This window comes from Oceaniovalibus sp. ACAM 378 (assembly GCF_008085915.1).
Classification (GTDB): domain Bacteria; phylum Pseudomonadota; class Alphaproteobacteria; order Rhodobacterales; family Rhodobacteraceae; genus Oceaniglobus.
This window is the reverse complement of sequence record NZ_VSJK01000014.1, coordinates 12,769-26,121: the sequence shown is the minus strand read 5'-3', so window position 1 is coordinate 26,121 and position 13,353 is coordinate 12,769. Positions and strand designations below refer to the sequence as shown.

Here is a 13,353-nt window from a genome sequence, read left to right as displayed (position 1 = left end):
CTCACTCTCCCGGCACCCTGTGGGATTCGGTCGGTGCCGGATTGGCCGGTCCCGCCTTTACGATTTCGCGCCGCCGCACGACAAAGGTTGAATAGATGAACAGCAGCGCCCCTGCGACCACCGCCGAACCAGCAACGAAGCGCATGACATAGAACAGCGCCAGTTCGTCCTGAACCTCCATGTAGTAATATCCAAGGACACGCTGCATATGTGTCTGGATCACGCCGGCAAAGGTAAGCGTGAAGGTCATGAAGGCCATGCCGCCTGTCATCAACCAGAACGATCCCATGTTGAGCACTTGGTTGTAAGGCTCTCGGCCCTTCAGAAGCGGCATCGCATAGGTGATTATGGCAAGGTTCATGGCAACATAGGCACCGTAAAACGCAAGGTGGCCGTGTGCCGCCGTGATCTGTGTGCCGTGACTGTAGAAATTGACGCCGTGCATGTTGTGCAGAACGCCCCAGACGCCCGCGCCAAAGAACGCGATGGTGGCCGATCCCAAGGCCCACAGCAATGCCGCCTTGTTGGGATGGTTACGCCGCCCCTTCCAGACCATGATGAAAGCGAAAGACATCATGAGGAAGAAGGGCACGATTTCCAGCGTGCCAAAGATGGTGCCGATCCACTGCCAATAGCCCGGCAACCCGATCCAATAGTAATGGTGTCCGGTGCCAAGGATGCCGGTGAACAGCGCCGTGGCGACGATCACATAAAGCCATTTTTCGATCACTTCCCGATCGACACCTGTCAGCTTCAGCAACAGGAAGGCCAGGATCGCGGCCATGACCAGTTCCCAGGTTGCCTCGACCCACAGATGCACGACAAACCACCAATACAGCTTGTCCAGACTAAGGTTGTCGGGGTTGATGATGGCAAAGACCCAAAGCAACGACAGCAACCACAGGCCCGTCAGCAAGACGCCGGTGATCGCCGTCTTGCGTCCGGCCAGCACCGTCATCGAGATGTTGAGCAGGAAAATCAGCGCCGCAACGAGAATTGCGTATTTTACCCAGAGCGGCTGTTCGAGGAATTCGCGGCCTTCGTGGATGCCGACAAGGTAACCTGCAACGGCACTCAGCGTGCCAACCATGAGCAGCGTCAATTGAATATAGGCGAGGCTCGGCGACCAGATCTCGCGCTCGGATTCCTCGGGCACCATGAAATAGGCGGCACCGAAAAAGCCCAGCAGCAGCCACACAATCAGTGAGTTGGTGTGGATCATCCGAACAATGTGGAACGGGAACGTTTCAGCCAGAAAATTCGGCTGGACGTAAATCCAGCCAATTGTCAGCCCGCCCAGAACCTGCACCGCGAAAAGCGCCATTGCGCAGGCAAAATAGGCATATGCGATCTTTTGTGTTTGATATTTCATGTCTTTGCCCCTCAGCCGGCATCGGTGGGCGGCCAGCCCTGCTTGTTGGTCTTGTCGGCAAAGCGAAGAAATTCAGCCAGCCCGCGCGTATCTTCTTCGGACAGCTCGAAATATGGCATCTGGCGACGGCCTTCGAGACCGCTGGGCTGTGATTCCAGCCAGGAACCCAGAATTTCGAATGCGCCTTCCGGGTCGTCCGTAACGCCCCATCGGGTCATCACGTTGCCAAGCTCGGGCGCGAAATAGGCACCTTCTCCGTGCAGCGTGTGACAGTTGATGCAGCTGTTACGCTCCCATACATGTTTACCACGCACGACCGCTTCGCTCATCGGCATCCCGGCAGTCGAGACGTTCACCACATAACGGTGGCTGTGTACGGTCAACGCGATGAAAACGAGGACAAAGAAGATAGATCCGCCGTAAAAGATGTTTCGGGCGCGTGACTTGGTCAGGAATTCTGCCATGCGAGACACTCCTTGATATCGGGCAAATCCATAATCACCTCAGTTAGAACATGTAGAAATTCAAATTATTCTACGTTGGCCGGGTTTTAAAAACGTTGATCTTCAAACTGGCAGGCATTGCCTTCGGCACCCGAATTTGCGGCTCGACGCGAACACAGAACGACGGGTTGGAATGATGCTGCACAAGATTCCATCACCGGGGCTGTTCATAGCCGGTTCCGATCAGCGGGTTGATTCGCAACATTCATCACGCCAAGATTCTCCTGTGTGGCGCTGAATCATGGCAGGTATCGGCGCGAGTGCGATTGATGTAGATCAACCTCAAGAAATTTGCGCCAACCGTTGGGGACTTGGCCGGCCGCCATAGATGGCTTTATCGGGCGGTGCGATGTGAGGGAGCCTTGGCAGGGAACCGGCGTCAGCCCGTCTGTTTTGAAGCGCAAATTCAGCCCAGAACCCGGAACACCGTGATCCTCACCCCATGCATTTTGACGTGATTTGCCACAAGTGCGTGAGGTGGCGAGGGGCAGAAAACGGACCGGGGGGTGGTTTTCCGGGGTGACGGCCAAGTCCGGTGAATAGCCAGGAAGATCGGGGACGCGACCGTATCGCACCGAAGAAACGCAGCCGTTAAAACCCGCGACCGCAAAAGGATAATTCAAAACCTATTTCGGAATCCTTTCGCACACTTGACAGCCTGCGGTTTCTGGCCAAAGGTCCGCCCACTCAACCAGGGGTGCTCCTTTCGGGGGCTGAGATGCGCAAAACGGCGCGAACCCTTCACAGCTGATCCGGATAATGCCGGCGGAGCGAGGGACATATGTTTATCGGCGCACAGGTATCACTTTATCCGATGGTATCGGATTTCGTCCGGGTCATTCTTTCGGGGTTGAAGGCGCTTGATCCTTACCGCGACCGGCTCAGGATCGAGACTGACGACATATCAACCCTGATGGTCGGCGCGCCCGAGCCGCTGTTCGATGCGATCCGCGACTTTTTCGCCCGCGCGGCGCAGGACCCGGCGCATGTGACCATGCATGTCACCTTTTCGCGCGGCTGCCCGGGAGAGCCGGATGATCCATCCTGTCGCTGCGACGTGCTGGCAACGGCGCAAGATACCCCACTCGCCACACGACAGAAACAGGCGCTGGAGGCTGTGCGCGGGGCACCCGATCTCGGCGTCGAAATCGAAGTGCAGTTCTCGCTCTATGTGATGGGGCAAGACCGGCATATGGATGAGATCTATGGCTGTATCGACTTTCTCAAATCCTCGGGCACATTCCTGAAATCCAAGAATTTCTGCACCCGGCTGCACGGCGACGCCGGTGCGGTGTTTGAGACTGTGCGGCAGGCCTTCCTGCGATTTGGCCCTGCTGAGGGGCATGTGACCATCGATCTGACAGCCTCGGCCAACAGCCCCAGCGCGCGCTGATCCCCGGCCAACCCGAGAGTTGTTTTCAATGCTTTTGCGCATTCTGCCAACGCTGACGCTTGGCCTGCTTTTGCTGGCGGGTTGGGAGGTTTATTGCCTGCTCGCCGGGGTTTCGCCCCTGATCCTGCCGCCGCCGTCGGGCGTGGTCCGGGCGCTGTTGCTGAACCGCAGTGAGATCGGCGTCCATGCTGCATCGACGCTGGCCGTGGCAAGCTTTGGGTTTTCACTGTCGGTCATGTTCGCCTGTCTGATCTCGGTCGCCCTGCATTTCACCCCATGGGCCGAGCGGGGGTTGATGCCGCTGTTTGTCATCAGCCAGACGATTCCGCTGGTGGCCCTCGCGCCCTTGATGATCCTGTGGTTCGGTTTCGGGCTATTGCCCAAGGTGCTGCTTGTTGTCCTGGTCACCTTCTTTCCGATGCTTCTGAGCCTTTTGTCAGGTTATCGCCAGACGCCGGGTGCCTTTGTCGATCTGCTCGCCTCGATGGGGGCCGGGCGGTGGGCGATCTTTCGCCGCGCCACCCTGCCCTCGGCCCGGGCGAGCTTTTTGGCTGGGCTGAGGATTTCGGCCACCTATGCCATCGTCGCGACGATTTTTGCCGAATATGCCGGGGCACGGCGTGGGCTGGGGATCTATATCCTCTCTGCCAAGAACAATTTCCGTGCCGATCTGGTGCTCTCTGCCGTGGTGGTGTCGGCGGTGCTGACCCTCACGTTGCTCGGCGCGATCCGGCTCCTCGACCGGATGACCGCCAAAGGGCCGGAGGCGCGCCGCGATGCTTGAGATCCGCGGGCTTACCATCCGAACTGACGGGCGCGATCTGGTCCGTGACCTGTCGCTTTGCCTGCCCGGTTCGGGGATCACCGCGCTGATCGGTGCGTCGGGCTGCGGCAAGACCTCGGTGCTGAAATGGCTGGCGGGAATTCTGCCACCGGGGATGCAATCGGACGGCCAATTGCTGCTGGACGGAGCCGGGATCGCGCCGCCTGATCCCGCGCTGTGTTACCAGCCGCAAAGCGACGCCCTGTTTCCCTGGTTGACCATCACCGAAAATGCCACCCTCGGGTTGGAGATTGCAGGGGCCGTCAAACGCGAGGCGCGGGCAAAAATCCTGCCGCTTTTTGCGCCCTTCGGTCTGGCGGGATGCGAAGGTCTGTTTCCTTCGCAGCTTTCCGGCGGGATGCGCCAGCGCGCGGCCTTTCTGCGCACCGTCGTACAGGACAGCCGCTTTGTTCTGTTGGACGAGCCGTTTTCGGCGCTGGATGCGGTCACACGGATCCGGATGCAGGACTGGCTCCTTGCCCGTCTGGCCGAGCGTCCGCGCGGTGTCCTGCTGGTCACCCATGATCTGCATGAGGCCACCGGCATTGCCGACCGCATCCTTGTGATGGCCGGCGGACCGGGCCGGATCATCGCCGACATACCTGTCACCACCCCGCAGATTCACCGCAACGAAGCAGCACTTGCCGAGTTGCGCGAAACCCTGAAATCCCTTCTGCTCAAGGAGTCTCCCCAATGATCCGACCGCTTATGCTGATCGCCAGCCTTGCCCTGCCCCTTGCGGCGCAGGCCGACACCGATGTCACCATCGCGCTGGACTGGACGCTGAACACCAACCACATCGGCCTTGTCGTCGCCCGTGACAAAGGCCTTTATGCCGATGAGGGGCTGAGCGTCGAACTGCTGCCGTATTCTGACACCAATTCAGCGGCGCTTTTGGCGGCCGGTATCGCGGATTTCGCCTATCTCACCTCGCTCGGGTTTCTCAGCGCCAAAGCGGGCGGTGCCGATCTGGTTACGCTCTGGGCGACGATGCAGCACGAGGCCGGACGGCTGGTCTATAACTCGGACAATGCCGCGATCACCCGACCTGCCGATCTGTCGGGCAAGACCTATGCCGGTTTCGGCAGCGCCTGGGAGGCCGCATTGATCGGCACGATGATCCGGCACGATGGCGGCGATCCGGTCTGGGATACCGTCACTCTGGGCACCGGAGCCTATGAGGCGCTGGCAACGGGTGCGGTGGATTTCACGCTGGAAGTGGCGACATGGGAGGGCGTGAATGGCGAACTTCTGGGGCGCAAACAATCGTCCTTTACCTATGCCGACTATGGTATTCCCGACCAGCAGACCGGATATATCGGCACAAGCGGCGAGACACTGGATGGCCGCGCCGATCTGGTCGCAAGTTTCATGCGTGCCACCCAAGCCGGTTATTCATGGGCGGCGGATCACCCAGAGGAAGCCGCAGATCTTCTGATCGCCGCTGGAGATTTTCCAAACCCAGAGCTGGTTCACGGCTCGATGCAGGCAATCGCCGATGGTGCCTATCTGCGGGATGGTGACAAGCCCGTCGGCCAGATCGACCCCGAGCGTTTCACTGCCATGGCACGGTTTCTTTTCGACAGCGGCGTGTTGAAAGATGCGGGCGGAACAGTACTGGCATGGCCGGGCGACGTTTCGGGCTGGTACGATCAGGGCTGGATGTCACAGTGAGCCATAGGCGTCACACCCCGGAAGGCTAAGTGTTCCGTCCGGAGCTGTGTGCCGTCCGAACCCGCAGATGTCCCACCCCATTACCGGCGTGGGCCCCGGTCCGACCCCGCGCGTGAGACGTTCGGGGCCCGGATCGCCGCAAAGTGGCAATGTAAGCCTTTGGCGATCTGATCCGCCGCGCACCCTCGCAAAAGACCGCTGACAAGATCAGCAGATCACAATTCCGGCGCCAGTCGGTGCCGGTCCTTCAGGCCATCGACACCGGCGACGCGAGTGCCCGCCGATCACGGGCCAAGCCAACCCTGCGGTCTTTTACCTGCGCCATTCACGATTGCGTCCGTCGCTTCAGCGATCAGCGCGGCCTCTCGGGCTTCAATCATGTCGCTTTGGCTTTCGGAGTTGATGCGTGTGTGACCAGCGCTCTCATCGCCGCGGTGCGGTGAGCATCCTTCAGCGCGGGTGCATGGTCATACATCGCGCTGTCGGGCAAAACTGTCGCGGGCATATCAAGCGCATCACGCATTTCGACCAACCGCCACACTGGCAAGCCGCGGGGGTGCAGGCATTCAAAGCGGCGATCTGCGTCAACGACATGGCGGTGCACTGCCGATCTCTCGTTCGCAGGGTCCACCTAAGGCTTGGCGGCCACCGCATGTGGGGCTAGTACGGTGATCCGACCAGCGCAGGGAACCAATATGAACACCGTTGCAGTTAACATCGCCCGCAAGATCGCCACCGACATCGGTGCGCGCCCCGAACAGGTCACCGCCACGGTCGCGCTGCTGGACAGCGGCGATACCGTTCCTTTCGTCGCCCGCTATCGCAAAGAGGCCACCGGCGGGCTGGACGACACGCAGTTGCGGCGGTTGGCGGAACGTCTGGACTATCTGCGCGATCTGGAAAAACGCCGCGCCAGTATCCTTGGCGAAATTACCGGGCAGGGCAAATTGACCGACGCGCTTGCGCGCGCCATCGCCGGTGCCGACACCAAGGCGGTGCTGGAAGATCTCTATCTGCCGTTCAAGCCCAAGCGGCGGACCAAGGCTATGATCGCCCGCGAGAACGGGCTGGAGCCGCTTTTACGCGGCATCCTTGCCAATCGCGCCGCCGATCCGGCCGCGCTGGCGCAAAGCTTTCTGTCCGATGCAGTGCTGACGCAAAAGGACGCGCTGACCGGCGCCCGGGATATCCTGACCGAAGAACTTGGCGAAAACGCAGCCCTGTTGGGACGTCTGCGCGACACCCTGCAGAAAGACGCGCTGATCACCGCCCGCGTCACACCGGGAAAAGAGGAAGCGGGCGCCAAGTTCTCGGACTATTTCGACCATAGCGAGAAATGGGCAACGATCCCGTCGCACCGCGCACTTGCCATCCTGCGCGCCGCGAAAGAAGAGATCGTGACCGTCGACATCGCCCCCGAACCCGACACGGGATTGCCGCGTGTCATCGGCATGATCGCCGCAGAAATCGGAATATCCGGCAAGGCTCCGGGCGATCTGTGGCTGCAAGAGGCGGCGGTCTGGACATGGAAGGTCAAACTGAGCCTGTCGATGTTTGTCGACCTGATGACCGAACTGCGCCGCCGCGCCCATGATGCGGCGATTGATGTCTTTGCCCGCAACCTTCGCGATCTTCTGCTGGCCGCCCCGGCCGGAGCGCGCGCGACGCTGGGCCTTGATCCGGGCATCCGGACCGGCTGCAAGATTGCTGTGGTCGATGAGACGGGCAAGTTGGTTGATACTGCGACGATCTATCCGTTCCAGCCGCGCAATGATCTGCGGGGCGCGGAAGAGACATTGCTGCAAATGATCCGCAAGCACGGCATCGCCCTGATTGCGATTGGCAACGGCACGGCCAGCCGCGAATCTGAACGGCTGGTCGCTGATGTGATCAAACGCCTGCCCGCCGGTGTTCAGCGCCCGACACCGGTCATCGTGTCAGAGGCCGGAGCCTCGGTTTATTCCGCGTCCGAACTTGCCTCGAAAGAGTTTCCCGATGTGGACGTCTCCATTCGCGGGGCCGTTTCGATTGCCCGGCGGTTGCAGGACCCACTGGCCGAACTGGTCAAGATCGAACCACAGGCCATCGGTGTCGGCCAATATCAGCACGACGTTGACCAGCGCCGTCTGGCACAATCCCTCGCCGCCGTGGTCGAGGATGCGGTGAACGCGGTGGGTGTCGATCTGAACATGGCTTCGGCACCGCTTTTGTCGCATATTGCGGGATTGGGGCCATCGCTGGCCCAGTCCATCGTCGCACACCGCGACACCAATGGGGCCTTTGCCACGCGCAAGGCCCTGCTGAAAGTCGCCGGTCTGGGGCCAAAGGCGTTCGTGCAATGCGCGGGCTTTCTGCGCATCACCGATGGCACTGAACCGCTCGACGCGTCATCCGTCCACCCCGAGGCCTATGGCGTCGCGCGCAAGATCGTGCAGGCCTGCGGGCGCGACATCCGCGCGATCATGGGCGACAGCAGCGCGCTGACCGGGCTGCGGGCCGAGCAATTTGTCGATGACAGTTTCGGCCTGCCGACCGTGCGTGACATTCTGACCGAACTGGAAAAACCGGGCCGCGATCCACGCCCGACCTTCAAGACCGCCACCTTTGCCGAGGGCGTCGACAGCATCACCGATCTTAAACCCGGCATGTCGCTGGAAGGAACCGTGACAAACGTCGCCGCCTTTGGTGCCTTCGTCGATATTGGCGTGCATCAGGACGGGTTGGTCCATGTCAGCCAGCTTGCCGATCGCTTTGTCAAAGACCCCCATGAGGTTGTCAAAGCCGGTGACGTGGTCCGTGTCCGCGTCGTCGAGGTTGATGTGCCACGCAAGCGCATCGCTTTGACCATGCGCAAAGATGGCGGTGATGGCACCACACCACGCGCGCCTGTAAAGCCGAAAGTCGACCGCGCGGCCCCCTCCTCAGCTGTCCCGAAGTCGACAAGCGGCAGTCAGGGCGCGCTGGGATCTGCCTTGGCAGCGGCGTTGAAGCGTTCGACCGATCCCTGAAGCGCAGGTTGCCAAAGACTCCCGCTTTGGCACCGCGATCGGCAGCGTCACAAAGGGCGGTGCTGATCGCAGACGCCGAAGCATGACGCGAGAGACCGGGAGTCCGCGGGATCGCCCCCCCCCCGTCTCTCGGGCGCATCAATGTGCGAGCAAGACCGCCATGTCCGTCTGCTCGATCAACGAGCGTGTGGTGCCGCCAAAGGCCGCCTGGCGCATCCGGGAATGACCATAGGCCCCCATGACGATCAGATCGGCCCCTGCCTCGACGGCCCGCTTTTGGATGCAGGTGCCGATTTCCTCGCCGCCGCTCGGGTATTGCTGCAGGACGACTTTACATTCGTGGTGGCTCAACCACCGTGCGACGTCGGATCCGGGATTTTCTCCGTCCCGCTCTGGCGACACAACGGGGTCAAAGACGCCTACCTCAACCTCAGTTGCACTTTTCAGCAATGGCAGAGCGGCATGGACGGCGCGCGCTGCCGGGAGGCTGGTGTCCCATGCGACAAACACGCGTGCGGGCTGAAGCGCGGTTCCCGAGCGTTCGGGGTTCAGGATCATACCGACCGGTGATTGGAAAAGCGCCCCGTGGACCGCATTGCGGAACATGGCGTCGTCGCGGCGCAAGTCGTTCGAAATGACGACGGCATCACAGGTGGCAGCCCGCCTGCCGATGATCGAGGGCAGCGCCGCAGGTTCGCATCCAAGAATATCCACGTCGCCATTCGCCCCGGAACCCTTCAGACGGTCCCGGATCTTTTGGGCCGTTTCGATCTGCACCGCTTTTGACGCTTCGATTTCTTCCAGCCAGTTGTCCGGGACCGACGGGATACCATAGGATTCAACGCCATAGGCATAGATCGGCGGGCGGGGCGGGGTCCCCAGAACAAGAAATGACAGATGCGTCCGCTGGGCGGCAGCCGATTGCAGCATCTGATCAAGGTCCGAGGCCTTAGTCGAACCGGTGACGAGAACAAGAAGGATTGCATTTTTCATAGAGATTTCCTCTGACGAATGGCTCTGTGTTACCGTATTTCCGACCGTCGCGGCATCGGTCGCGCGATTCGTAGCATGGGCAGAACGAGGGCGGATTGATCAAGATCAACTGATCCCCGCCCGGGTACTGGACAGGATCTGGCGTGGTTTGATCGAACTTGTGAGGGCGATTCAAAACCCGGTCTGCTGTGCGGTCCGCGTTTCCTGCGGCACATTCGCCCGACCGAATGCCGGAACCGAACTGCTGGTCGATCATTCGCCCAGAGTGGCGTATCCGTCGCCGCATCCCGCAGAAAGGAAAACACATGGGCGCAGGACATTCCCACGGACCGGCCATTTCTGCCAGGGACACGCCCGAGACGCGGCGCTCGAAGGAACGGGCAATCGGGATCGCAGCCCTTTTGACCGGAGCTTTCATGTTCGCCGAGTTGGCGGGCGGTCTGGTCTCGGGCTCTCTGGCGCTGCTGGCCGATGCGGGTCACATGTTGACCGACTTTGCCTCGCTCCTGCTGGCGTGGTTCGCGTTCCGGCTTGCCCGGCGTCCGTCGGATTGGCGGCGGACCTATGGGTTTGATCGTTTCTCGGTGCTCGCTGCCTTCGTCAACGGCCTTGCGCTGTTCGCAATCGCGATCTGGATCTGCTTTGAGGCCTGGCAACGTCTGAGCCAACCCTCTGAAGTGCTGGGCGGATTGATGCTTTGGGTCGCGCTGGCCGGGCTCGTCGTGAATATCCTGTCATTTCGCGTGCTCAGCCGTGTCGACAGTGACAACCTGAACGTCCGGGCTGCGGCGCTGCATGTTCTGGGCGATCTGCTCGGCTCGGTGGCGGCACTGGTGGCGTCACTCGTCATCATTTTTACAGGCTGGACGCCCATCGACCCGATTCTATCGGTTTTGGTCGCGCTGCTGATCCTGCGCTCGGCCTGGGCTGTGATACGGGAAAGCGGTCACATCCTTCTTGAGGCGGCCCCGGCGGATTTCGACACCCGCGCCGTGGCGTTCGACCTCAAGACCCTTCCGGGCGTCGCCGCCGCCGATCACATCCATGCCTGGTCGATCACTCAGGAGCGCCCGATGGCGACGCTGGAGATTGAACTTGCGCCGGGTGCTGACGGTGAAGCGGTCAGACGCGCGGTGAAGGAAAGGCTGGAGCAAACCTTTGGCATGACCCACTCGACGGTAGAGGTGCGAGAGCCCCGAGCGGTCGACCACGACCACGACCACGACCACGACCACGACCACGACCACGACCACGACCACGACCACGACCACGACCACGACCACGACCACGACCACGACCACGACGAAAGAGCGCCCGGGCAAGCATGATGCAAGGACCGTTGCGTTGACAGTGCCGGGGTTAATCTGTCGTCGAAGGCAATCAAGGCGCCGCGCTGCCCATGCCGAGGATTACCCCCTCCGGCAGGGCAATCAGACGGGTCTCAAGCAGGCTGATCAGCGCGCCGAGTACAATACAGCCCACCCCGATCATCATGGGATAGACCCCCGGCCCCATACGTCGCGGAGTGCCAAGCTGCATAGTCGAAGCATCCCAGGTGGCAAAAGTGCCGATCACCCTCATGATCCCGCCCGCAACAAGAGTGCTTGTGTCGATGGGAGCCCTTGTATCGACCTGACCGGTCATCAGAATGTTCCCACCTTGTGGCCCGGATCGGCCATCGGCACCTGCGGATAATGTATGCCCCTTTGGCCCGAGAGACCGCGATTGTCGATCGGCCCAAGCTCGGGTGCCGCAAGCCCGATCAGTTCACCGCCGCTGACCAGTGCCAGGTCTTCGCCGTACAGTTCGCCGATCAGCAACCGCTCCAGTCGCCTGCGCGTGTCCGCGTGGTCATCGTCCGCTGAAAGGTCGCGCTTTTCATCGGGGTCGGCCTGCATATCAAAAAGCTGGATGCGATTGCCTGCGGGATACCAGATCAGCTTGTGACGCGAATCCCGGACCATGCGAGACGCGCGCACCCCAAGGTGCGACTCGCCATAAAGATGGTCCCGGCGCGCCGGTGTGGCAAGGCTGATCCCCTCACAGGTTTCAGGCACCTCGATTCCCGCCATATCAAGCATCGTTGGCATAAGGTCATGCAGCGCGATCAGACGATCATCGGTGCCGCCCATGGGCCCGGTCCGGGTCTGTCCGACCCGGTCAACAACAATCAGCGGCACCCGGGCCGAGCCGTCATACATCAACCGTTTGCCGTAGAGACCATGATCGCCCAGCATCTCGCCGTGGTCCGACGTGAACACGATGATCGTGTCGTCAAGCAGCCCCTCTTCGCGCAGGGTTCCGATGATCAGACGCAACTGATGGTCGATATGCGTGCAGAGCGCGAAAAACGCACGCCGCATGTCAGCAAGTTGAGCAGGCGGCAGGTCGGCATAGAACGCGCGCAGGGCACGCATCACGAAAGGAGCATCGGCATCCCTGTCCGACCAGTCACCGGTCAACGGCGTATCCATCTCGCGACGGGCGTAGCGGTCAAAATAGCTTTGCAGTGGCACAAGCGGCGGATGGGGATGGGTAAAGGACACATGCCAGAATGATGGCCGCGTTGGGTCGCGCCGTTTGATTGTGCGGGCCGCAGTCCGCGCCGTCCAGTTCGTCACATGCGCATCTTCGGGCAGATGCCAGGGCCGCCAAGAATATTCGTTGTTGCTCATACCGTGCATGAACTGCGCGCCGTTGTGGCCGCAGTCGGCAAGATACATCTCGTAATCGTCGGGGCCCCCAAGATGGCCGCGTCCTTCTTCGGCAAGGATCGCGTCATCAAAACCGATGCGGTCGCGGGGTGGATAGACGTGCAGTTTGCCGATGGCCGTCGTTTGGTATCCGGCGGCACCAAAGCACCCGGCAAGCGTTGGCATCCCCTTTGGCATCGGCAGGTCCGGTTCGAAATTCCTGTCGCCATGGCCGCGCGAACTGAGACTTGTCATCATCGACCGGCGCGAGGGAATACAGATCGGCGTTTGCGCATAGGTGTTCGGAAAACGTGTCCCGACCCGTGCGAGCTGATCAATCGTCGGGGTCTCGATGCCTTCATGCCCGGCACAGCCCAAAAGATAGGCGGGCCATTGATCGACGGTCACGAACAGGACGTTGGGTTTCACGCTCGGATCTCCATTCGCTTGGAAAGACGGCCAGAACCCGGACCGGGCGCAACAGACGCCGGCCCGGAGTCTTGCGTTTTGTCGGGCTGCTGCCGGCTGGCGCCGGTTTCTTCGACAAGTTTGCCCATGGTCTCGTACTGGGTTTTGATGGGTATAGAGTTCCGAATTGATCGCGATGGTCCCGAAGAAGTCAACCAACGTCCGGTGGTTCTTGGGCTGGCCAGCAGCGGGATCGGTTATGCGCTGCTGCCGCAGTCTGTGTCAAAGCTGAGGACGGCGGGAGTTGCCTATCGCCCGTTGACCGAGAACAACGCACCATGTGCACGGCTTGTCGCTGCGTGGCGCACCAAGGAGCCTAACCCAACCACCAGTCGCTTCATCGATCTCCTGCACGGGATGGCCGGATAGGGAGCAAGCCACTTTCGCGCTTTGACCTTGGTGCATCACGCGGCCCGGCCGTCATGC

Annotated in this window: 12 protein-coding genes and 1 riboswitch; of the genes, 7 read left to right on the top strand and 5 right to left on the bottom strand. The window is 61.0% G+C overall.

Annotated features, from left to right (window positions below):
- Position 1: 1 nt before the first annotated feature.
- Complete coding sequence (locus FQ320_RS18015; RefSeq protein ID WP_148474728.1) at positions 2-1,372, bottom strand: cbb3-type cytochrome c oxidase subunit I; 1,371 nt, start codon at positions 1,370-1,372, stop codon at positions 2-4.
- An 11-nt stretch (positions 1,373-1,383) separates the two neighbouring features.
- The gene (locus tag FQ320_RS18010; protein ID WP_148474727.1) at positions 1,384-1,836 is read right to left on the bottom strand and encodes a cytochrome c; all 453 of its coding nucleotides are present in this window, start codon (positions 1,834-1,836) and stop codon (positions 1,384-1,386) included.
- Positions 1,837-2,558: 722 nt separating this feature from the next.
- A riboswitch (TPP riboswitch) is annotated at positions 2,559-2,666 on the top strand.
- Here FQ320_RS18010 and FQ320_RS18005 point away from each other — a divergent pair.
- From FQ320_RS18005 to FQ320_RS17985, 5 genes are all read left to right on the top strand, one after another.
- Positions 2,657-3,268, top strand: a complete 612-nt coding sequence (locus FQ320_RS18005; protein WP_148474726.1) for a YkoF family thiamine/hydroxymethylpyrimidine-binding protein — start codon at positions 2,657-2,659, stop codon at positions 3,266-3,268. (Overlaps the previous riboswitch by 10 nt.)
- A gap of 28 nt (positions 3,269-3,296) precedes the next feature.
- Positions 3,297-4,052 carry an ABC transporter permease gene (locus tag FQ320_RS18000; RefSeq protein WP_148474725.1) on the top strand — a complete coding sequence of 252 codons (756 nt, stop codon included), beginning with the start codon at positions 3,297-3,299 and terminating at the stop codon, positions 4,050-4,052.
- Positions 4,045-4,788: an ABC transporter ATP-binding protein gene (locus FQ320_RS17995; protein WP_148474724.1), complete on the top strand. Its 744-nt coding sequence runs from the start codon at positions 4,045-4,047 to the stop codon at positions 4,786-4,788. The genes FQ320_RS18000 and FQ320_RS17995 overlap by 8 nt, the downstream gene beginning before the upstream one ends.
- On the top strand, positions 4,785-5,765 hold the full coding sequence (locus FQ320_RS17990; protein WP_148474723.1) for an ABC transporter substrate-binding protein: 981 nt from the start codon (positions 4,785-4,787) through the stop codon (positions 5,763-5,765). Before FQ320_RS17995 ends, FQ320_RS17990 begins: the two co-directional genes overlap by 4 nt.
- A gap of 695 nt (positions 5,766-6,460) precedes the next feature.
- Positions 6,461-8,773, top strand: a complete 2,313-nt coding sequence (locus tag FQ320_RS17985; protein WP_148474722.1) for a Tex family protein — start codon at positions 6,461-6,463, stop codon at positions 8,771-8,773.
- Positions 8,774-8,911: 138 nt separating this feature from the next.
- On the opposite strand, the gene FQ320_RS17980 is transcribed toward FQ320_RS17985, so the two are convergent.
- Positions 8,912-9,766 carry a universal stress protein gene (locus tag FQ320_RS17980; RefSeq protein WP_148474721.1) on the bottom strand — a complete coding sequence of 285 codons (855 nt, stop codon included), beginning with the start codon at positions 9,764-9,766 and terminating at the stop codon, positions 8,912-8,914.
- A 305-nt stretch (positions 9,767-10,071) separates the two neighbouring features.
- Here FQ320_RS17980 and FQ320_RS17975 point away from each other — a divergent pair, with 305 nt between their 5' ends.
- Positions 10,072-11,094 (top strand): cation diffusion facilitator family transporter, encoded by a 1,023-nt coding sequence (locus FQ320_RS17975; RefSeq protein WP_187393955.1) that lies wholly within the window; start codon positions 10,072-10,074, stop codon positions 11,092-11,094.
- 52 nt (positions 11,095-11,146) lie between these two features.
- Here the strand turns inward: FQ320_RS17975 and FQ320_RS17970 are convergent, their stop codons facing one another.
- Both FQ320_RS17970 and FQ320_RS17965 read right to left on the bottom strand, forming a co-directional pair.
- Entirely contained in the window at positions 11,147-11,410 is a 264-nt protein-coding gene (locus tag FQ320_RS17970; protein WP_148474719.1) for a tripartite tricarboxylate transporter TctB family protein, read from the bottom strand.
- A complete protein-coding gene (locus tag FQ320_RS17965) occupies positions 11,410-12,888 on the bottom strand; it encodes a sulfatase-like hydrolase/transferase (protein ID WP_148474718.1) in 1,479 nt (492 codons plus the stop codon). The genes FQ320_RS17970 and FQ320_RS17965 overlap by 1 nt, the downstream gene beginning before the upstream one ends.
- On the opposite strand from FQ320_RS17965, the gene FQ320_RS26890 reads away from it, so the two are divergent.
- Entirely contained in the window at positions 12,820-13,296 is a 477-nt protein-coding gene (locus FQ320_RS26890) for a LysR substrate-binding domain-containing protein (protein ID WP_148474717.1), read from the top strand. The genes FQ320_RS17965 and FQ320_RS26890 overlap by 69 nt on opposite strands.
- Positions 13,297-13,353: the final 57 nt, after the last annotated feature.

Bases quoted from the DNA above. Each gene is read 5' to 3' on its own strand.
- FQ320_RS18015 (WP_148474728.1), bottom strand. From the start codon at position 1,372: ATGAAATATCAAACACAAAAGATCGCATATGCCTATTTTGCCTGCGCA.
- FQ320_RS18010 (WP_148474727.1), bottom strand. From the start codon at position 1,836: ATGGCAGAATTCCTGACCAAGTCACGCGCCCGAAACATCTTTTACGGC.
- FQ320_RS18005 (WP_148474726.1), top strand. From the start codon at position 2,657: ATGTTTATCGGCGCACAGGTATCACTTTATCCGATGGTATCGGATTTC.
- FQ320_RS18000 (WP_148474725.1), top strand. From the start codon at position 3,297: ATGCTTTTGCGCATTCTGCCAACGCTGACGCTTGGCCTGCTTTTGCTG.
- FQ320_RS17995 (WP_148474724.1), top strand. From the start codon at position 4,045: ATGCTTGAGATCCGCGGGCTTACCATCCGAACTGACGGGCGCGATCTG.
- FQ320_RS17990 (WP_148474723.1), top strand. From the start codon at position 4,785: ATGATCCGACCGCTTATGCTGATCGCCAGCCTTGCCCTGCCCCTTGCG.
- FQ320_RS17985 (WP_148474722.1), top strand. From the start codon at position 6,461: ATGAACACCGTTGCAGTTAACATCGCCCGCAAGATCGCCACCGACATC.
- FQ320_RS17980 (WP_148474721.1), bottom strand. From the start codon at position 9,766: ATGAAAAATGCAATCCTTCTTGTTCTCGTCACCGGTTCGACTAAGGCC.
- FQ320_RS17975 (WP_187393955.1), top strand. From the start codon at position 10,072: ATGGGCGCAGGACATTCCCACGGACCGGCCATTTCTGCCAGGGACACG.
- FQ320_RS17970 (WP_148474719.1), bottom strand. From the start codon at position 11,410: ATGACCGGTCAGGTCGATACAAGGGCTCCCATCGACACAAGCACTCTT.
- FQ320_RS26890 (WP_148474717.1), top strand. From the start codon at position 12,820: ATGCCCGGCACAGCCCAAAAGATAGGCGGGCCATTGATCGACGGTCAC.